This window comes from Verrucomicrobiia bacterium (genome assembly GCA_019694135.1).
In the GTDB taxonomy this organism is placed as follows: domain Bacteria; phylum Verrucomicrobiota; class Verrucomicrobiia; order JADLBR01; family JAIBCM01; genus JAIBCM01.
Genome location: JAIBCM010000002.1, coordinates 335,881 through 356,445, shown reverse-complemented (window position 1 = coordinate 356,445; position 20,565 = coordinate 335,881). Strand labels below are relative to the sequence as shown.

Sequence of the window (20,565 nt, the reverse complement as noted above, 5' to 3'; positions counted from 1 at the left end):
CCTCCTCCTAATTCGACAAGCAGAATTTACAATATTTTTACACTTTTTTCAAGGTCACTAACCGCGCTGCCCCTAAAGCCCCTGGGGTTTGGCATAAAAAAAATTGTCGAATCATCCCTTTTTTCTTCAATTTGCGATAAAATAATGAGCGATATAAGGGCTGTTTTTCAAATAAACCGCCAATCATTGCTATCGAACAAGATTTTAACCCTAAACGTTTCATCCCCCATAAAACACGATTCACCAACTCATCAACAGCCCGCTCCACACACTGTTTAGCAACTGGATTTTTAATTTGGGTAAATAAATCAATTGCCAAATTTGCAACATCTTTTTTGTTGCGATTCGAATCCAAAACCCATATCGCTAAATCTTCCAACCGCTTTAAATGCGTCGCCTTCAAAAAAACTTTCCCCAAAGCATCTACCTTCCCCGTTCGATCGTAACCAGTAAACGCAGCGCGCAACCCTTGTTGTGCAATATCCCAACCACTGCCACCGTCCGAAACAATGTGTCCCCAACCTCCGACTTTCACACGCTGCTTGCCATTGGACACCAAAACATTGCTACCAGTGCCCGCGATCACGAGTACTCCCGGCTCCAACTTATGCGCCGCCAAAAAACCGGATTCGCTATCTTCACTGACTATAATTTTTTGAGCGGAAGAAAAAACGTGCTTCAACAAACGTTTAACTCGTTGACAATCCGCAGCACGCATTACCCCCGCCATTCCAGCGCCAATTCCCGTAGGTGCTAAAGGTAATGCTCTTTTAATTTCCCAAAAAAGTTTCTTTAAATCGCTATCCGATAAAAGACTCACATTACCCGATCCCGCCTTGCCTTGAGCCAAAATTTTTTCTCTGGCATCAATCAAACACCACGTCGTCTTCGTTCCACCGCCTTCAATGCCTAAAATCAATTCTTTCATAAAAATAGCAACCAGTAACTCGTGACTAGTAACAGGTAACCAGTAACTTGTCACCTGTCACTTGTTACTAGTCACTACTATCCAAATAAGCTTGCAATAAAACAACCGCAGCCGCGGCATCAATCTTACTTTTTTGTTGTTTCGCACTGCGTCCCGCTTCGCGCATCAAACGACTCGCCTGCACCGTCGACAAACGCTCATCCCTTAATTTCACAGAAAATCTTCCTAACTGTTCTAATTTACACGCAAATGCTTTAACCGCTAGCGCCTCCTCCCTTTCGCTGCCATCCATATGTTTGGGTAAACCGATCAACACATCAGTCACTTGCGATTTCTCCAAAATATCGCTCACTTGCTGAAATCGTTTCTCTGGATCGTCACTTTCCACCACCGCTAACGGATGCGCAAACATACCCAACTCGTCGCTGATCGCCAAGCCAACACGTCGCGTTCCATAATCAATCGCCGCCACTTTCATAATCAACCTTCATGCGCTGCCGCAGCTAAAGGCTTCACAAAATCGCTCACTTGCTTAATCCAATCTTTATTTTGTTGAGAAAAAGTTTCTATTTTTTTAACAATCGCACTTCCCACCACCACACCATCGGCCATTTGGGCCACTTGCTTGACTTGCGCTTCATTCGAAATGCCAAACCCAACACACACTGGAATGTCCGTCGCTTTTCGAATCCCAGCCACATGCTCCGCAACCCCACCAGCCACCTGCGTTTGCATGCCCGTCACCCCTTCTCGCGAAACGTAATAAACAAAGCCCGAAGCGCTTTTTGCCAAAATTGGCACGCGATCTTGCGGCGTAGTAGGCGCCACCAAAGTAATCCATTTGATTCCTTTCTTTTCGCACTCTTTTCTTTCCTGCTCAGCCAAATCTGGTGGCAAATCCAAAACCAAAACACCATCCACTCCTGCCTTAACCGCTTGCGTCAAAAAATTTTCCCAACTTAATTGCAAAATTGGATTTAAATAAGTAAAAATAATAATGGGCAGCTGACTTTTTAACCGAATTTTTCCCACACAGTCTAACACTCCGCTTAATGTCGTGCCCGCTTCCAAAGCACGCTGAAATGCTAATTGAATCACTACCCCATCAGCAATGGGATCAGAAAAAGGCACGCCCAACTCCAAAATATCCACGCCACTTTTTTCTAAAGCAAAAATCAATTCATCCGTTTTTTCCAAAGAAGGATCACCAGCCGTAACATAAGCCACAAACGCTTTTTTATTTTCTTGTTTCAATTTTTCAAAACATGCGTCAATTCGATTTAATGCCATAACTTATTTCATAGCCGGAAAACAAAATCATCGCAAGAAAACCAATCAAATCGCTTAACGATTCATGTTGCTTTGCTTCTGAAAAAAAGTTGTTATGCTTTTCACCCTCATGTCTTTAACAGTAAAAAAGTTTTTGGAAAAATTGCTACAAGAGCGAATGCTTATCCTCGACGGAGCAATGGGCACCATGATCCAGCGCTATGCGTTGGATGAAACCGCTTATCGTGGTGAAGAATTTCGCGATTATCCCATTGATCTAAAAGGTCAAAACGATTTACTCGTTTTAACGCAACCTCAAATCATTGAAGAAATTCATTTCGCTTATCTTGAAGCGGGCGCGGACATGATCGAAACCAATTCGTTTAACGCACAAACCATTTCATTAGCCGACTACAAAATGGAATCGTTGGCTTACCGCCTCAACGTGGCTGCGGCTCAGGTTGCACATCGCGCAGTTAAAAAATTTCAGAAAAAACATTCTAATACTCCTAAATTCGTTGCCGGCGCAATGGGACCCACCACGCGTGCTGCATCACTTTCGCCCGACGTCAACAATCCTGCTTTTCGATCGGTAACTTTTTCTCAATTAGTGGAAGCTTATTACGAACAAGCACGAGGTTTAGTAGATGGTGGCGTTGATCTTTTACTCTGCGAAACAACCTTCGACACGTTGAATTTAAAAGCAGCCCTTTTCGCGATTCAAAAACTATTTCATGACAATCCCAAAACGTTGAGACCCGTGATTGCTTCTGGCACCATCACCGATGCATCGGGCCGCACTCTTTCCGGTCAAACCTTGGAAGCTTTTTGGAATTCTATTTCGCACGCGCCCTTGCTGGCCGTAGGATTAAATTGCGCTTTAGGCCCCAAAGAAATGCGACCTTACGTCGAAGAACTCTCTCATCTCGCGCCTATTCCCACTTTATGTTATCCCAACGCAGGATTGCCCGATCCCTTATCGCCTACCGGCTTTCCAGAAACTCCAGAAAGTTTTGCGCCGCAACTGCGCGATTGGGTAGAAAAAGGTTGGCTCAACATTGTCGGCGGTTGTTGTGGCACGACTCCTGATCACATCCGGGCATTGGCAGAAACCGTGCGGGATTTAAAACCGCGCCAACCCAAACCGGTAAAATCTTATCTACGATTAAGCGGATTAGAACCTCTTACCTTACGACCCGAAACCAACTTCGTTAATATCGGCGAACGCACCAATGTAACCGGTTCACCCCGATTTGCAAAATTGATCAAAGAAAATCAATGGGAAGAAGCACTAAAAATCGCGCGACAACAAGTTGAAAATGGCGCGCAAATTATCGATATCAACTTTGACGAAGGCATGTTGGATTCCGAAGCAGCCATGCGCCAATTTTTGAATCTGATCGCTTCTGAACCCGATATCGCACGAGTTCCTATCATGATTGATAGTTCAAAATGGTCTGTGCTCGAAACCGGTTTGCAATGCATTCAAGGCAAAGGCGTAGTCAATTCCATTTCTTTAAAAGAAGGCGAAGCCAAATTTTTGGAACAAGCACAACTCATTCGTCGCTACGGTGCCGCCGCTGTTGTAATGGCCTTCGATGAAAAAGGTCAAGCCGACACCTTTGCTCGAAAGATTGAAATTTGCGAGCGTGCCTACCGTTTACTGGTGGAAAAAATTTCTTTTCCTCCACAAGATATCATTTTTGATCCCAATATTCTTACGGTCGCAACCGGAATTGAAGAGCATAATAATTACGCCGTTGATTTTATCGAAACCGCGCGCTGGATTAAAACTAATCTACTACATGCCAAAGTCAGTGGTGGCATTTCCAATATTTCTTTTTCGTTTCGGGGCAACAATCCCGTGCGCGAAGCGATGCACGCCGCATTTCTTTATCACGCCATTCGCGCTGGCCTCGATATGGGTATTGTTAATGCCGGACAACTTGCCGTTTACGAAGAAATTCCAAAAGACTTATTGGAACGTGTCGAAGACGTTTTACTCAATCGTCGCCTCGATGCAACGGAACGATTAGTAACTTTTGCCGAAACTTATAAAACCCAAACCAGTCCAGAAACCGTTGCGCAAAACGAAAAACAGTGGCGCCAACAATCGGTGGAAGAGCGATTATCCCACGCGCTTATTAAAGGCATTGTCGATTACATTGAAAGCGACACAGAAGAAGCGCGAAAAAAATACAGTAAACCTTTAGAAGTCATTGAAGGACCGCTCATGGCTGGCATGAGCGTGGTAGGTGACCTGTTTGGCGCGGGAAAAATGTTTTTGCCGCAAGTCGTTAAAAGTGCGCGTGTGATGAAAAAAGCCGTAGCTTATTTGATGCCTTTCATGGAAGAGGAAAAGAAAAAAAACCCTACCTCGCGAAGCCAAGGACGCATTATTTTAGCAACGGTAAAGGGTGATGTGCATGATATCGGCAAAAATATCGTAGGCGTGGTGCTAGCTTGCAATAATTACGAAGTGATTGATCTCGGTGTCATGGTGCCGTGCGAAAAAATTTTAGCTGCAGCACGCGAGCAAAAGGCTGATTTAATCGGCTTAAGCGGATTAATTACTCCCTCTCTTGATGAAATGACCCATGTCGCCTCAGAAATGAAACGCGAAAAATTCCAACTCCCCCTCCTCATTGGCGGAGCCACAACCTCCAAAGCCCACACAGCAGTAAAAATCGCGCCTCACTACGATCAGGAAGTTGTGCATGTTTTGGATGCTTCACGCGCGGTTGGTGTCGTAAGCTCGTTGCTAAACCCGGAACAACGCAAAAAGTTTTTCGCTGAAAATCAAGCCAATCAAGAAAAAATTCGGCAACAACACGCTCAAAATCAAACTCAAACGACCTTGCTTTCATTGGAAGAAGCGCGCGCCAATGCGTTTTCAGTAAATTGGGAAAATTACAAAATTCCCCAACCGGAATGTTTGCAATCACAACTTTATAGCACCGATCCCTTCACAGAAGTTGATAGCTCAATCTTGTTAAAATCTATTACTTTAAAAGATTTGGTTTCTTTTATTGATTGGTCCCCTTTCTTCCACACGTGGGAATTGCGCGGACGCTATCCGAAAATTTTTGATGATCCGAAAACAGGCGAACAAGCTAAAAAATTGTTTGATGACGCGCAAAAACTTTTACAACAAATGATCAAACATCAGTGGTTGAGCGCGAAAGGAGTCATGAAATTTTTCCCAGCGAATCGCGTCGGAGATGATGTGGAAGTTTACTCGGATGAAACACGTTCGCATCCCCTTGCGAATTTTTATTTTTTGCGTCAACAAATGAAAAAAGACGCCGGACAACCTAATTATTGTTTAGCTGATTTCATTGCACCCAAAAAAATTTCAAACCCATTTAGTGATTATTTAGGCGCTTTCTCGGTAACAGCGGGCATTGGTCTGGAAACGCTAAAAAATCAATTTCGAAAAGAACATGATGATTATAATGCCATTATGGCCGAAGCCTTGGCAGATCGTTTAGCGGAAGCGTTCGCGGAATATTTACATCGCGAAGCTCGCATTCAATGGGGATTTGGCAAGGAGGAAGATCTTAGCAATGAAGAGTTAATTCGTGAAAAATATCGCGGCATCCGACCCGCTGCAGGTTATCCAGCCTGCCCCGATCACACGGAAAAACGCACTCTATTTGATTTGTTAAATGCGGAGGCGCTAGCGAATATTTCTTTAACCGAAAGTTTCGCCATGCATCCAGGTAGTTCGGTCAGCGGTCTTTATTTTTCTCATCCCGAAAGTAAATATTTTGCAGTGGGGAAATTGGGTAAAGATCAAGTCGTGGATTACCACAAACGAAAAGGAATGCCTTTGGAAATCGTAGAGCGCTGGCTTGGCCCTTATTTAAGTTATCAATAATTTTTAACTACTTTTAGGCTCAAAAAATTGGCCAAAATTACGGAATTTTGTCTGACGATTTTTAATAAGCGTTTCCGGTTTTAATTTTTGGAGAGCAGCCAAATGTTTTAAAAGAGCAGCTTTAAGATTTTTTGCGCAGACATCGGGTTGATAGTGAGCGCCTCCTAAAGGCTCGGGAATAATTTCGTCCACAAGCCCAAATTTCTCCAACTCTTTAGCACTAATTTTCAATGCTTCAGCCGCTTGCGGCGCTTTCGCGCGATCTTTCCAAAGAATTGCCGCGCATCCTTCCGGGGAAATAACCGAATAATAAGCATTTTCCAAAATCAAAACTCGATTCGCAACGGCGATGCCTAAAGCACCTCCACTACCCCCCTCAGCAATAATAATCGCAATCACTGGCACGCTTAATGAAAACATCTCGCGCAAATTGATCGCAATAGCTTCTGCAATGTGACGTTCTTCCGCTTCCACACCTGGAAAAGCCCCAGGCGTATCAATAAAAGAAATAATGGGCAGATGAAATTTGTGCGCCAATTGCATCAGTCTCAACGCTTTTCGATAGCCTTCGGGATTGGCCATACCAAAATTGCGACGAGCACGCTCGCGTGTGTCACGCCCTTTTTGATGCCCAATCACCATGACTCGATGACCGTCCAACTTAGCCAAGCCACCAATGAGCGCCTGATCATCAGCATATTGACGATCGCCATGCAACTCGATAAACTCTTCAAAACATAAGTTTAAATAATCAAACGTGTAAGGTCGCTTAGGATGACGCGCAATCTGAATTCGTTGCCAAGGTGTTAAATTATCATAAATATCGTGGCGAAGCTGGGCAATTTTTGCCTCAATTTTTTTAATTTCCTGTTCCGCTTTAAGATCGTGATCGTTATTATGAGCATGCAAATGCTCTAACATGCGCTCAAGTTCCACCAATGGCTTTTCAAATTCCAAGATTTGGAGATCGTTTTTCATGTTAAGACTATGGGAGAAAAATAGCCTATAGAACTCTCTATCAACTTCAACTGAATTATAAGATAAAAATAAAAGACCCAATCGCTTTTCAGCGATTGAGTCTTATGGTTAAAAACTTAAATTTTTAAAAAGTTCCGTCCGTTTTCATTTTTAAGACATAAAGCTGGCGATGAGACGTGGGCAAGGAAGAATCCAAAAATACGATCCCAGCATTAGGATTAAAATCCACTTTCCCTTGAAAATAGCCTGTAGTAATTAAATTCCCGCTTAAATCCAATGCTACTGATAAACTCGTATCCATCAATCCACTGCCAATATGCTTAGCCCATTGAAAAGCACCTGTGGTTGTTGTGAGTTTTACAAGATAAATATCATCACTGCCAGCGCTATTAAGATTAAACACACCAGCGTCGGGATTGAAATCCTGAGTATAGGTAAACCCACCCGCTACATAAACTCCTGAAGCATTTACAGCAATACTAGAAGGGAAAACCCAACCTCCGTCCGTTCCCAAATGTTTTGCCCAACGAAAAATCCCCAATGGAGTGAGAGAAACAACAAAAGTATGGATATTATTTCCTGCATCGAGGTTAAACACATTAGCACTCGGATCAAAATCAACACTATCTTTAAAGCTTCCCGTCACAAAAACGTTCAGATTTTGATCCAAACCCAGTTTATAGGGAACACCACCTGTAAATTTTTTAGCCAATAAATGATTGCCGCTGCTGTCCAACTTAAGAACATAAGAGCCACCTAAGGTTAAAAAATCAATACCATCGCCTGGATCAAAATCTACATTTCCCCAAAAATCACCAGTAACCCAAATATTCTTGTCCCGATCCATGATAACATCTGTCACATTATCTCCAAAACCGTTTTCTCCACCTACATTAGAGCCACCAATATGCCTGGACCATAATACGCCTCCGGTTTGATTTAATTTAACAATAAAAATATCATTATTGCCTGCGCTGGTTGCAATGTTAATGCCAAAACCGGGATCTAAATCTATTTTCCCTTCAAATGAACCGCCAATAACCACTCCATCTGCGCTAGCTGCTACTGCCGGATTTAAAAAACTTTTTCCTGTTGCATCTACTGCTTTAAAATGCTTCACCCATTCAAAACTGCCATCATTTTTTAACTTTAACAAAAATACATTTTGCCCAGAACCCGTACTTGTTAAATTCGCAACCCCTGCATCCGGATTCAAATCAACCTTGCCAGCAAATAATCCAGCAACAAAAATATTACCATTGCTATCCAAATCCAAGTCCGCGACAAAAAGTTTATTATCAGTTAATCCCTGAATGGTTTTTGACCAAACAGCCACTCCACTTGAATTTAATTTTAAAATACAAATATTTTTTTCACCTGGAACGATAGGCATCAGCTGATTATCAAGCTGCAAAAACCCATGTGCGGCAGCTTCCTCATAACTGCCAATAAAATAAATATTGTCACTACCATCGGTTTTCACACACCAACCTTGTGCTTTCCCGGTCATCACACTACCCGAAGAATCGATGAAAACTCCTTGTTTTGCAAAGGATTGTGAATAAGCAGGAAAAAAACAACTCAGCAAACCTGCTACAATAAGATAAGTTACTGTTCTTTTCATAGAAAAATAACTTAACTAAAAAGTTATGTTTTAATAGCAGGGCAAATGAGATTATTTAAATTTTTATTAAAGTATAAAAGCCCAAGGCTTTAAAAAACAAAGCTTTACAACTCAATTCTCCCCACACCTCCGAGGATAAATTTTTGGGTAAATCCACTTCCAAAAGGAATTGATAAGCCCCTACCGAACCATAAATGGGTCGAGAAAGAATCTGAGTAAGATTCATATCAAATTTTTTAAAAAACTGTAAAACATTAGCTAAAGCGCCAGGACGATTAGGCAGCCGCAAATAAAGCAAAGCTCGTTGGCTCCTCTTATACTGTTGACTTTTCAATTTGGAATGTCCAATCACAAAAAAACGCGTAACATTCGTCTTAGGTGGAACCAAATCTTTTGCCAAAATTTTTAAGGAGTAAACCTTTGTCGCCATTCGATTGCCTACCGCAGCCCCTTGCCTATCTTGAGTGGCGCGTTCCGCTGCAGCTGAAGTGCTGCCCGTAATAATTCGCTCCACTTTTGGCAAATGATCTTGCAACCAAGGGCTAACGACTTGCAAAGGCACAAAATGAGAATAAACGCGCTTAATTTTATTGAGTTCTGTACTGCCTAAAAGATAAAGTCGAATATCATAAACCAACTGTTCCAAAATACAAAAATCTGTTGCAGAATTGCCTAATAAAATCAACTGATCCAAAGTATCGTGCACCTCACCACCAATCGAATTTTCAAAAGGCACAACAATACGATCCAACCGCTCTTGCTTCAGCTTTTCAAATCCCAGCGCCATACTAGGAAAAGATTCCAATTTCTTTTTAGGAAAATGTTTTAAAGCTACTTCATGAGCAAAACTTCCTGGCAACCCAAAATAACCCATTCGCGCAACAGTTTTTGATCGAGACACAATTTTTCTGATAGCGTTTTTATTTAAAATAAACAAGCTGTAAGCTCGTCTCACTTTTATGGAGAAAAAAGCTTCTCTCTACGATTTTTTGCCGCAGGAATATCCCATTCCTGGCAAAACCGTTTATCGCCAAAAACAAATCGCAGAATGGTTATATCAAAAAAGAGTCACCACCTTTGAAGCCATGAGCAATTTACCGCATGAATTAAGAACCGAACTCGCCCATACCTTTACTTTATTGCCACTCGAATTAGTTACACGACAAGGCGCTCATGACACCACACAAAAATTTCTGTGGCAACTGACCGATGGACAACTCATCGAAAGCGTTCTCATCCCCGCCTCACCCGCTCTCTACGGTGAAGCTTCTGATCGCAAAACCCTGTGCCTTTCCACACAAGTCGGCTGCGCTTATGGCTGTCGCTTTTGTGCCAGTGGCTTAGAAGGTTGGAAACGCAATCTAACTCCTGGTGAAATTGTCGCGCAAATTCTGGCTACAGAAAAAATTTCCAAACAAAAAGTTAACAACCTCGTCTTTATGGGCATGGGCGAACCCTTAGCCAATTACGACAATCTCATGAAAGCCATTGAAATTATCAATGCCCCCTGGGGATTAAACTTAGGCGCTCGCCATATCACCATTTCCACTAGCGGTCTTGCCCCACAAATCAAAAAATTGGCTGATTCTCCCAAACAAATCCGGCTTGCCATTTCTCTACACGGCGCTACCGACGAAGTGCGCACCCAAATCATGCCTGTTAACAAAAAATATCCCCTCTCCCAACTCCTGGAAGCCTGCCTTTACTACCAAAAGAAAAAGCGAAAACGCATTACCCTGGAATTCATTTTAATCCAAGACATCAACGACTCCCTTGACCAAGCCCAACACCTTGCCCACCTTTGCCAACAACTTCATGCTAAAGTAAATTTAATTCCTTATAATCGCGTAGAAGGATTGCCCTGGGAAAGACCTTCGGAAAATCGTATAAAACAATTTGCCAAAACCGTTTGCGCTCATGGCGCTACCGCCACGGTTCGCCGAGAAAAAGGCCATGATATCGATGCCGCTTGTGGTCAACTTCGATTAAAAACCGAACGCAAGCTTGCAACCTCCTCACCCACTGCTTAAATCAACACCTTTTATGTCCTCTATTCGTATCGCTATTGTTACTAACAAGCCCGATTATCTCGGCGACCATTATCGTGACTGGTTGGCCACAATTCACGTCACCCAACTCGAACTATTTTTTCATACACCCTCTCAGGATATCGAAAAACGTTTCGCCACTTGCAATGCCTTAATTTTAACCGGTGGCGGCGATTTCTCTCTCGAATCGGGCGCTTACGCCAACCTTTCAGAAGCACAAGAAGCAAAAATTTACAACACCAATTCCAACCGTGACCAAGTAGAAAAAATTCTTTTACAACTCGCACTTTCCCAAAACAAACCAGTCCTCGGCATCTGTCGCGGTTTGCAATCCCTTAACGTTTTTTTTCACGGAACTTTAATCCCTGATATTTCCAAGCGACTCGGCAATCGATGCGATCCTGCCCACACTACCACCCCGGATGAACTCGCCCAATCTGGAACTCCCGATCGATTTCATTCCGTCACCTTCAACTCACAATCCAACTTCGCCTCTATCCTGGATATCACACAACCTTACACCACCAACTCCTACCATCACCAAGCCATTGATCAACTCGGCCAAAACCTCCTCGCCACCGCCTTCGCCCCTGACGGAATTATTGAAGAAATTGTCATGCAAAACAATCCAAAGGTTATGGGGGTGCAATTTCATCCCGAACGCATGCGCAAAGAAAATTGGATTCAACAATGGACAAAAAATTGGCTAAAAAACTAGATCATGTGGGATCGTGATTTTATTGATCAAGTCAGACAGGCCAACAACATCGTAGATGTCATCGGCTCCTACATTCCCTTAAAACGCTCCGGCGCCAACTACAAAGCTCTGAGCCCTTTCAAAAAAGAAAAAACTCCCTCTTTCATTGTCAACGACATCAAACAAATTTGGTACTGCTTTAGCTCCAACCAAGGCGGCGACGTTTTTAAATTTATTCAACTCTACGAAAACACAGACTTTCCAGCCGCCGTTCGCATGCTTGCCAAACGCGCCAATCTTACTCTTCCCACCTTTAATTCCGCCCGACCCACCTCGTCCACAGAAATTTCACTAAAAGAACAACTCTACGACTTCCACGAACGTGTTGCACACTGGTGGCATCACAATCTACTCAAAGAAAAATCAGCCCAACCCGCCAGAGATTACCTGAAACAAAGAGCCATTACCCCAGAAACGGCTAAAGAATTTTTAATCGGCTACGCACCTGCAGGTTGGGAAAATACTTACAACTGGGCCAAAAAAGAAGGATTTCCTATAAAACTTTTAGAAGCTTCAGGTCTTTTTCTGCAAAAAGAAAATGACACGTTTTATGATCGCTTCCGTCATCGACTCATCTTTCCCATTATCGCAGAAAGTGGCCAAATTGTCGGCTTCAGCGGACGCGTCTTAGAAACTGAGGCAAAAGAAGCAAAATATATCAACTCCCCCGAAACCTTAATTTTCAGCAAGGGGAAAGTGCTCTTCGGCCTTCATCACCACAAACGCGCTCTGCTCGATAAACGTCAAGCGCTCGTATGCGAAGGCCAACTCGATTTAATCACCTGCCACCAAGCTGGCATCCGCAACCTCGTAGCCTCTCAAGGAACCGCCTTTACCGAAGCTCAAGCCCGCTTACTTAAACGTTACAGCGACGAAGTCGTGCTTTGCTTTGATTCCGATTCCGCAGGTCGCCTAGCCATCATTCGAAGCATGCCTACACTTTTGGAAGTTCAATTACCCGTACGAATTTTACAAATTCCCGACACAGCAGACGGCTCTAAAAATGATCCCGATAGCTTTGTACGGAACCATGGCTTTCAAGCTTTTGAAAAATTAATCCAGGAAGCTCCCGATTTTTGGAATTATTTTCTTCAAACCCTAGTTCAAACGCATTCGCCACAAACCGAACGCGGGCGATCTGTCATCAAAAAAGAAGTTTATGCTTTGCTGACTTATGTGAAAGAAGCCACTCAACAAGATCACATTTTAATGCGTCTTGCTTCACGATTAAATACCACCTTGCCCTTACTACGCCAAGAACTCAAACGTCAAAACAATCCGCGCAAAACAGTTACCACCACTACCGAAAATACTAAACATTACAAACCTCACGCATCTATTGATCACCTTTTAAAAATATGCTTTCAAGATCCTCATCTCATTCCTGAAATCCAACGAAAACTTAAGCCAGAATGGGTCGCATTTTGCGATGGATTTGAATTATTAAATCAATTAATGGAAGCTCATGCCGATGCCACTTGGTTGGATCTTAATACATTTATTCAAACCCTATCCGAACCACAAAACAACTACTGCATCTCCCTCATGGCTTCTCATCATTCGCACATACCTCATTTAACTCTAGCGCTAGATTCCTGCCTGGCCAAAATCCATCGCTGCTGGTTAGAACAAGAAATCAAAAAAAGAGAACAATCCTTAAAAGAACTCAACTCGCCCGAACAAACTCAAACCGCCCTTGTTCAACTCCTTGACTTAAGACGAAAAATGGATAGTTTTTCAGCTTTCATTGAATCGTGACATTTGAACTATTTAGTAACTATTTATGCCTAAAAAATCTCCAAAAAAAGCTGCTAAAAAAAAGCCAGTAAAAAAAACGCAAAAAGTAAAAGTTAAATCTTCTACGGCTTTACCTCCCTTTTTAAGCGAATCAAAAAATAAAAAAGAACAGTCATCAGAAAAAATGCCAACTCTCTCGTTAGAAAAACAAGAGAGATTACGTGAACTCATTCGTTTAGCCAAAGAACAAGGCTACCTCACCTTTGATGATCTTAACGAAGCTTTTCCAGATGCTGCGCAACAACCGGAAGAAATTGAACCGGTTCTCGTTTTCTTGAGAAACTTAGAAATTGACGTTATCGACCCCTCAGATGTCGACCAACAGAAACGCCCCGGCGCCTCCGCAGCAGACGATCAAGTCGAAGATAAAGATAATCGACTCGATATTCTGGACGACCCTGTTCGCATGTATCTCAAACAAATGGGGCAAGTTCCTCTTTTAACTCGCGAACAAGAAGTAGAAATCTCCAAACGCATTGAAGAAGCAGAAATTGCAGCACAAAAATATTTGCATCGCTTCGGTTTTATTGCTCAAGCCTATATTGCCTTGGCGGAAAAACTTTATGAAGGGAAAGAACGTTTCGATCGGGTCATTCAAGATAAAAAAATTGATGGACGCGACGCTTATCTTAAAACCTTAAAAGCTCTTTGCAAATCCACGCATGCCGCTGATCTCAAAGTGGCTAAAGCCTATTTGAAATTCTCCAAAACTTCCGCCTCCAAAAAAGAAAAAGAAAAAGGTTGGAAAGAATTCGAAAAAACCTCCCGAGATCTTGAGAAATTTTTTGTTCGTTTTTATTACAAACAAAAAGTCTTGGAAGAATTTGGTGCCATCGCCGATGAAAAAGCCCGTCATCTTGCAGAAACAGAAACTGCAATCGAACGCTTGGAATCACGCCGCTCCAAGGAAGCAAAAAATGCCTTGAAACTTCAGCTGAAAAAATTACGCGCGTTCGAGCAAGACAATCGCCTGACTTCTGACGAATTTCACACGCAATATGCTGACCTTAAAAAATATATGAAAGCGGCATTGCGAGCTAAAACCGAAATGGTCGAGTCCAACTTACGACTCGTCATTTCCATCGCTAAAAAGTATACCAATCGCGGTCTTTCTTTTTTAGATTTAATTCAAGAAGGCAACATGGGCCTCATGAAAGCTGTGGAAAAATTTGAGTATCGTCGCGGCTATAAGTTCTCCACCTATGCCACTTGGTGGATTCGTCAAGCGATCACACGCTCCATAGCCGATCAAGCTCGCACGATTCGCATTCCCGTGCACATGATCGAAACCATTAACAAACTCATGCGGGTGCAAAAACAACTCATTCAAGAACTAGGCCGCGAACCCACTCCAGAAGAAATTTCTGAAGAAATTCTCCTATCTGTAGAACGAGTGCGAGCCATTTTGAAAATGGCGCAACAACCCATTTCCATGCAAGCGCAAGTCGGCGATAGTGATGACACCACTTTTGGCGATTTCATTGAAGATAAATCTGCTGAAAATCCTTCGGAAATGACCGCTTATTCTCTGCTTAAAGAAAAAATCCGTGATGTTTTGGATTCTTTAACCGAACGCGAACGAGCCGTTTTGGAACAACGCTTTGGTTTAGTAGACGGTTACTCCAGAACTCTGGAAGAGGTCGGTCGCCAATTTAAAGTTACCCGTGAACGCATCCGCCAAATCGAAGCTAAAGCGCTAAGAAAAATGCGTCATCCCACTCGCATTCGCCAATTGCAAGGATTTTTAGAAGCTGAAAAAGCGGTCTAATATAACAATTAATACAGGTGACCAGTTGCTGAAATTACATGCTAATTGCTTGTCACCAAATTACCCAAACATGGGCAGTGAGGGGTTCGAACCCCCGACCCCCTCGGTGTAAACGAGGTGCTCTACCGCTAAGCTAACTGCCCAAAAAACAGATGGATTATTGAGTAAATCCTATGAAACACAAGCCGAGATTTAAAAATCTCTTTTTTGAATTTTGATCTGATTACCCACAGCAAATTCTGCTGGTTCATTGCCATACAAAACATTATTAATGAAATTAACATCGCCAGGCACCACCGCTTGACCCGTATTCGGATTAGGCGCCAATTTACCATTCGCACTGCTCAAAACAACTGAAGAACCTGCCGAAAAACTAACATCTTGAAGTGCCACAGTTCGAGCTGACATCATAATTTGATTAGCATTTAATATCGCGGAATTTAAGTAAATATCATTTCTAGCATACATATTGATATGTTCACTGGTAAAAATATTTCTTTCATTAGGCCCTCCTGCTGTAACTCTGTCGCCATAAGTTTGAATAGAATCTCCTCTCAAATTCAAAGCTTGTTTTGATTGAAATTGGGACGCCATAATGCAAATAACATCATCCGAATGCATATCCACTACTTCAGCACCTTTAATTGTCGTATGGTCATATTGTTGCATCCCAGAAGAAACAAGATAAAAACCATTAAAATCGGACGCTTTCACTTCAATTGTAGTTCCTTCTTTAGCTTGGATTTTACCATCAGCAATGACACCTAAAGCCAAAGGCGCATTTTTAAAGGAAACTAAATCTTCAAAAGTAACATTACCTTCTGCCAAAAAGAAAAAAGAGAGTTTATCTGAACTTCTTTTGCTCATAAAAGATCGTAGATTTTTTTGTCTTAACCCGCGCTCCTCCCTTGAATCAACAAAAGCATTCACATCAATATCTTCAGCCGAAATCAAAAGATTTTTGGAAATATGCGCAAAACGCTTTTTGGATATCCTGCCAAACACAAATGGCACATTACCCATACCTCTGAGCCAATTATGAATCAAATTTGGCACATTTTTCATATTCACAACACGAGCCTGTTCCAAAATAGGAGTTTGAATTTCAGCATCCGATCCAAAATAATAAGCGGTCAACTCTTTTTGTTGTTCCTTATCATCTAAACCATTCAAAGTCGAAGCAACTTCTGCTGGCACAACAGTACCCTCCGAAACATTTCCACCTGCTTGATCCAATGTATTATTATCAATCAACTGCACATTTTCTTGTTGATCCATGCTCGCAATTAATAAAGAAGTCTTTTTCGCCCTACCTCCCTTTACCAAACGATTTTGCTGCGTGATTGCTCGATCAATCTTTTCACGAGAAGCAATGGGTTTAGAAAAACCTTGTAACAATTTCGAGTTCTCAGCTTGTCTCTCCAAATCAAAGGGAATTGGCGAAGAAATACGTTCCACTTTCGGTAAAATAAAAACTAATTCCCCAGCATTAACAACCTGACTCAAACCATTGGGCAACTTTACTTGTGCTTTACCCTCTTGCACCAACAATTTAAACCCGCCGTCTTCCGTTGCCACAACAGTAATCGTTGTGCCTAAAACCGAAGCCGTCGCAGCGCCTGTTTTAATCGTACCACCGCCTCGACCTTTAGGCGAATGGAAAAGAATACTACCTTTTCGCAATCGGATGGTTCGTCCCGCCGGTTCAAAGGAAAATATCGTATTAGCTCCCACACGCGTAATCGTTTCATCATCTGCCCTTAACTCCGCTCTAGAGCGAGAACCCGTTTGCAAAATATCGGGCACTTTAAAAAGATCGTTAACCTCAGCTTGTTTCTTAGGTCCACTCCCCGAAGGAATGACATTGACCTCATTCACCACTTCTGTAAATCGTGCTCGATTTAAATCCAAGCCCCATGAAAACTGATAAGCTAAAAAAAGAGCTGATCCTAGTAGTATAATTATTCTCCTCATACCCTAGAAGTTAAGCCATTTTAAGACCGTGGTCAAACAAGAATTCACCCCTGAATTTCTTGCTTATGCATCAACAGAAAAAACTGCCTCCCACGATTCAGAAGGCGTATGGGCTAACAAATCTTTGCAACGCGCCTCATACAAATCACACAAAACATCTTCTCCCAACTGCTTATGCACCTGTTCAAAAAGCGTTAAAGCTCGCGAAAACTGTCTGCCTTGAAATAAACTAACCGCTTGATGATAATCCATCAACCAGAGGGGAGTTAAAACACTGCTTTCACTTAAAGGCGCATAAAGCAAAATCGGCTTCGATTTTCCACGCAACTGAACTCGATCCACAAAACGATAACTATAAAACCCTTTCGTTAGCTCATAAATCGATTCACTCACAAGCACTGGAAGCCGATAACTTTTCGTAGCACTTTCAATACGCGAAGCCGTATTCACGGCATCGCCCAGCACCGTAAACTCCATACGTTTCGGATGCCCCACATTCCCCACAACTACCGCACCATGATCGATGCCAATGCCCATATACAACTTTCTTCGATTTTTCTCTCGCTGCCATTTCTCATTCAAACGCTCCAACGCCTGAGTCATACTGAGCGCAATCCCCACTGCCTCCCGTGCATCCACCTCCAAACCCCGGCTGTAAGTATCGCCCCATACCGCCATCAAAGAATCTCCAATAAACTTATGAAGCGTCCCTTCACGCGCCAAAATTAATTCTACCATTTCTGAAAAATATTCATTCAACTGAGCCACCAACGTCTCCGATTCCACTTCCTCCGTAAACGTAGTAAAACTTCGCAAGTCCGAAAACAAAACTGAAACCGCCCGCTTCGTGCCTTTCAAACTCGATAAAAAAGCCTGCCTCTCATTCAAAATCAATTTCACCACATTCGGTGCCACATAACGATTTAACACCCCACTCACACGCGCTCGTTCCATCTGTTCTGCAGCAAAATCCAAAACCGCCCCCGTGACACTTACTCCCGCAAAAGCCAAAAAAGGCGACAAAAACGCTACCACTACTCCACCCTTCACAAACATCCACCACACAAAACAACCAAAAATCAAAATCAAAATCAGCCACATGCCAACCTTCAATAAAGCATCAGAAATTTTAATCCCTACAATCGCCGCTAAAACCACCATCACTGCCGTCATGATTACCTCACTCCAATAAGGCCACTCTTGCAAAGAAGAATTCGTGAGCAATGTAGAAATCAAATTGGCCTGAACTTCCAACCCCAACATCATCCCTAAAGGCGTCATATGCTGATCCTTAAAAATCTCATCCGCCGGACCCACGACCACTATTTTATCTTTGAACAAAGCCCCGGAACGATAAGGCTTCGAATTCCACGTTTTATCAGAAAACAAATCTTCCAAAGGGTAAATCGGAAATGTCAACGCTGGACCCGAAAAATTAATAAAATTGGAATCATAATAATCTGGCGTCACCAACTTGCCTAAAAATTTTTTGACCCCTAGCGCGCTCAATGCAATCAAATCCTCCGTATCATCCGGCCTACCAAACTCGCGCAACAAAGACGTTCGATAATGTCCTCGACGAATTACCCCATCCACCTCTGGCCAAATCGTTACAAAGCCTACTACCGGCAGATTATTTGAAGATAAAAGCAATGGTTTCGGCGTAATATATCCCACGCTTCTATTACTTTGTCCCTCCTCATACGTAAACATTGATCCCAAAACTACATGATCTTGATATTTTTCAATCGCCTCAGCAAAAAGGACATCACCCAAATTCTCCCCCAAAAAAACAAAATCAAACACAACAACGCTAGCCCCCGCCTCCATTAATTTTTTTAAAACAGCTGTATAGATTTGCCGATCCCACCCCTTATACGGTTTGCGCATTTCACGAAGCACAGACGACCGTTGAATCTCCTCATCGGGAACCGCACTCAAATCCAAACTTGAAGGCGTAATACCCACCAAAACAATATTTGTATTAGGCGCTTGAACAGGTCGCAACCGATAACGCCAATCCACCGTCTTCGCCTCAATAAATTGAAAAAAATAAGAATCCCGAATCACAGCCAACTGTGTCAGACCAAAAATGAAGAATCCCACCCCAACCAAGATCCATTTGCGTTGGGCAATCATCTTTCGCAAAAAGATGGCGATCCCATTCATGAAACGCTCCCAACTCATAACTTTCAGCTTATCAGACAACATCGCTTTTTTGCAACTGGTCTTAACTCAATCAGTCAAAAACAAACACATTAAAATTTTTACTATTGAAAAACAAAATGTTGTCCATTGCTTCTTTTAAAAGAATATGTTTACACTAAGCATAACCGCCTCGGTAGCTCAATGGTAGAGCAGTTGACTCTTAATCAATTGGTTGCAGGTTCGAGTCCTGCCCGGGGCATAACATGTTATAAAAATATGCCAGTCAGACGATCGAAAAAAACAAAGGGAAAAGACAAAAAAAAGGAAAAAAATATTTCCCTAACTTTGCGACTGGGTCTTCCTAAAGGAAGCCTTCAAGAAGCGACACTACAACTTTTTAGTAAAGCGGGCTACAACATTACAATCGGTTCACGCTCTTACAAACCTTCCGTAGACGATCCCAGCCTCGATATTCGTCTTATTCGCGCTCAAGAAATTAGTCGCTACGTTGAACATGGTTTTCTGGACATCGGCATCACGGGACGCGATTGGACTTTGGAAAATGAATCAAAAGTAGAGGTGGTTTGCGACATTCCTTTTAGCAAAGCCACCGCTGCCCCAGCTCGTTGGGTGCTAGCAGTTCCCAACGATTCCCCCATCCGTTCCGCGCGAGATCTACGCGGCAAACGCATCGCCACCGAAGCTGTCAATTTAACACGTCATTATCTCAAAAAAAATCGTGTCTCAGCGGAAGTAGAATTCTCCTGGGGCGCTACAGAAGTTAAAGTGCCTGAACTGGTCGATGCTATCGTCGAAATTACCGAAACAGGTTCTTCGTTAAAAGCCAACCAATTGCGCATCATTGACACGCTCATGACCTCCTATCCACAACTTATCGCAAATAAAAGCAGTTGGAAAAATCCTAAGAAACGTGCCTTGATTGAAAACCTAGCACTGCTTCTGCAAAGCGCGATTCAAGCTCGTGACAAAGTGGGCCTAAAAATGAATATCCCTCAAAAATCCTTGCCAAAACTTTTGAACCAATTACCCTCCCTCCGCAATCCAACTGTCTCACCATTAGCAAATGACGGCTGGGTTGCAGTAGAAACCGTTATTGATGAAATGATTGTCAGAGAAATTTTACCAAAACTTAAAGTATTGGGTGCCGAAGGAATTATCGAATACCCTCTCAACAAACTAGTTTATTAAACATGGGATCCTTAAAAAAACGTAGAAAAGCAAAGATCAATCGGCATAAACGCCGTAAACGCAATCGCGCTAATCGCCATAAGAAGCGTTTGCGTTACAAAGCCTAAGCGACTATGCTTCAGGTAAGCTGAACTCACTGCTTTGCAAATTGAAAAACTGGCAACATTCCAGATTCTTACTTTCTG

Annotated in this window: 14 protein-coding genes and 2 tRNA genes; 7 read left to right on the top strand and 9 right to left on the bottom strand. The window is 42.6% G+C overall.

The features are described 5' to 3' along the window. Window positions 1–37 precede the first annotated feature (37 nt). From K1X66_04030 to trpA, 3 genes are read right to left on the bottom strand one after another with little or no spacing between them, the layout of a single operon-like run. On the bottom strand, window positions 38–982 hold the full coding sequence (locus K1X66_04030; protein MBX7157536.1) for a hypothetical protein: 945 nt from the start codon (window positions 980–982) through the stop codon (window positions 38–40). A 13-nt stretch (window positions 983–995) separates the two neighbouring features. Next, on the bottom strand, window positions 996–1,406 hold the full coding sequence (gene ruvX / locus K1X66_04025) for a Holliday junction resolvase RuvX (GenBank protein ID MBX7157535.1): 411 nt from the start codon (window positions 1,404–1,406) through the stop codon (window positions 996–998). 2 nt (window positions 1,407–1,408) lie between these two features. Continuing rightward, entirely contained in the window at window positions 1,409–2,218 is an 810-nt protein-coding gene (gene trpA / locus K1X66_04020) for a tryptophan synthase subunit alpha (GenBank protein ID MBX7157534.1), read from the bottom strand. Between the two features lie 109 nt (window positions 2,219–2,327). Between trpA and metH the strand changes: the two genes are divergently transcribed. Then, entirely contained in the window at window positions 2,328–6,077 is a 3,750-nt protein-coding gene (gene metH / locus K1X66_04015; protein ID MBX7157533.1) for a methionine synthase, read from the top strand. 3 nt (window positions 6,078–6,080) lie between these two features. On the opposite strand, the gene K1X66_04010 is transcribed toward metH, so the two are convergent. From K1X66_04010 to K1X66_04000, 3 genes are all read right to left on the bottom strand, one after another. Beyond that, a complete protein-coding gene (locus K1X66_04010) occupies window positions 6,081–7,055 on the bottom strand; it encodes an acetyl-CoA carboxylase carboxyltransferase subunit alpha (GenBank protein MBX7157532.1) in 975 nt (324 codons plus the stop codon). A gap of 124 nt (window positions 7,056–7,179) precedes the next feature. Then, the gene (locus K1X66_04005; GenBank protein MBX7157531.1) at window positions 7,180–8,679 is read right to left on the bottom strand and encodes a hypothetical protein; all 1,500 of its coding nucleotides are present in this window, start codon (window positions 8,677–8,679) and stop codon (window positions 7,180–7,182) included. Window positions 8,680–8,734: 55 nt separating this feature from the next. Beyond that, window positions 8,735–9,580: a hypothetical protein gene (locus K1X66_04000; protein ID MBX7157530.1), complete on the bottom strand. Its 846-nt coding sequence runs from the start codon at window positions 9,578–9,580 to the stop codon at window positions 8,735–8,737. A gap of 58 nt (window positions 9,581–9,638) precedes the next feature. On the opposite strand from K1X66_04000, the gene rlmN reads away from it, so the two are divergent. Genes rlmN through rpoD form a run of 4 tightly spaced genes read left to right on the top strand, consistent with a single transcriptional unit; the run spans window position 9,639 to window position 15,049 of the window. Beyond that, window positions 9,639–10,709, top strand: coding sequence for a 23S rRNA (adenine(2503)-C(2))-methyltransferase RlmN (gene rlmN / locus K1X66_03995; GenBank protein MBX7157529.1), 1,071 nt, complete (start codon window positions 9,639–9,641; stop codon window positions 10,707–10,709). A gap of 13 nt (window positions 10,710–10,722) precedes the next feature. Continuing rightward, window positions 10,723–11,445 (top strand): gamma-glutamyl-gamma-aminobutyrate hydrolase family protein, encoded by a 723-nt coding sequence (locus K1X66_03990; protein ID MBX7157528.1) that lies wholly within the window; start codon window positions 10,723–10,725, stop codon window positions 11,443–11,445. 3 nt (window positions 11,446–11,448) lie between these two features. Beyond that, window positions 11,449–13,242 (top strand): DNA primase, encoded by a 1,794-nt coding sequence (gene dnaG, locus K1X66_03985; protein MBX7157527.1) that lies wholly within the window; start codon window positions 11,449–11,451, stop codon window positions 13,240–13,242. A gap of 25 nt (window positions 13,243–13,267) precedes the next feature. After that, the gene (gene rpoD, locus K1X66_03980; protein MBX7157526.1) at window positions 13,268–15,049 is read left to right on the top strand and encodes an RNA polymerase sigma factor RpoD; all 1,782 of its coding nucleotides are present in this window, start codon (window positions 13,268–13,270) and stop codon (window positions 15,047–15,049) included. A gap of 71 nt (window positions 15,050–15,120) precedes the next feature. On the opposite strand, the gene K1X66_03975 is transcribed toward rpoD, so the two are convergent. From K1X66_03975 to K1X66_03965, 3 genes are all read right to left on the bottom strand, one after another. Beyond that, window positions 15,121–15,192, bottom strand: a tRNA-Val gene (locus K1X66_03975). A gap of 49 nt (window positions 15,193–15,241) precedes the next feature. Next, window positions 15,242–17,023 (bottom strand): FecR family protein, encoded by a 1,782-nt coding sequence (locus K1X66_03970; GenBank protein ID MBX7157525.1) that lies wholly within the window; start codon window positions 17,021–17,023, stop codon window positions 15,242–15,244. A 63-nt stretch (window positions 17,024–17,086) separates the two neighbouring features. Further along, window positions 17,087–19,210 carry an adenylate/guanylate cyclase domain-containing protein gene (locus K1X66_03965; protein MBX7157524.1) on the bottom strand — a complete coding sequence of 708 codons (2,124 nt, stop codon included), beginning with the start codon at window positions 19,208–19,210 and terminating at the stop codon, window positions 17,087–17,089. Window positions 19,211–19,358: 148 nt separating this feature from the next. On the opposite strand from K1X66_03965, the gene K1X66_03960 reads away from it, so the two are divergent. Both K1X66_03960 and hisG read left to right on the top strand, forming a co-directional pair. Further along, window positions 19,359–19,430: transfer RNA gene (locus K1X66_03960), tRNA-Lys, on the top strand. 17 nt (window positions 19,431–19,447) lie between these two features. Then, window positions 19,448–20,380, top strand: a complete 933-nt coding sequence (gene hisG / locus K1X66_03955) for an ATP phosphoribosyltransferase (GenBank protein MBX7157523.1) — start codon at window positions 19,448–19,450, stop codon at window positions 20,378–20,380. Window positions 20,381–20,565: the final 185 nt, after the last annotated feature.

Coding starts and splice junctions, on each gene's coding strand:
- ruvX (MBX7157535.1), bottom strand. CDS start 1,406: ATGAAAGTGGCGGCGATTGATTATGGAACGCGACGTGTTGGCTTGGCG.
- trpA (MBX7157534.1), bottom strand. CDS start 2,218: ATGGCATTAAATCGAATTGACGCATGTTTTGAAAAATTGAAACAAGAA.
- metH (MBX7157533.1), top strand. CDS start 2,328: ATGTCTTTAACAGTAAAAAAGTTTTTGGAAAAATTGCTACAAGAGCGA.
- K1X66_04010 (MBX7157532.1), bottom strand. CDS start 7,055: ATGAAAAACGATCTCCAAATCTTGGAATTTGAAAAGCCATTGGTGGAA.
- K1X66_04005 (MBX7157531.1), bottom strand. CDS start 8,679: ATGAAAAGAACAGTAACTTATCTTATTGTAGCAGGTTTGCTGAGTTGT.
- rlmN (MBX7157529.1), top strand. CDS start 9,639: ATGGAGAAAAAAGCTTCTCTCTACGATTTTTTGCCGCAGGAATATCCC.
- K1X66_03990 (MBX7157528.1), top strand. CDS start 10,723: ATGTCCTCTATTCGTATCGCTATTGTTACTAACAAGCCCGATTATCTC.
- dnaG (MBX7157527.1), top strand. CDS start 11,449: ATGTGGGATCGTGATTTTATTGATCAAGTCAGACAGGCCAACAACATC.
- rpoD (MBX7157526.1), top strand. CDS start 13,268: ATGCCTAAAAAATCTCCAAAAAAAGCTGCTAAAAAAAAGCCAGTAAAA.
- K1X66_03970 (MBX7157525.1), bottom strand. CDS start 17,023: ATGAGGAGAATAATTATACTACTAGGATCAGCTCTTTTTTTAGCTTAT.
- K1X66_03965 (MBX7157524.1), bottom strand. CDS start 19,210: ATGAGTTGGGAGCGTTTCATGAATGGGATCGCCATCTTTTTGCGAAAG.
- hisG (MBX7157523.1), top strand. CDS start 19,448: ATGCCAGTCAGACGATCGAAAAAAACAAAGGGAAAAGACAAAAAAAAG.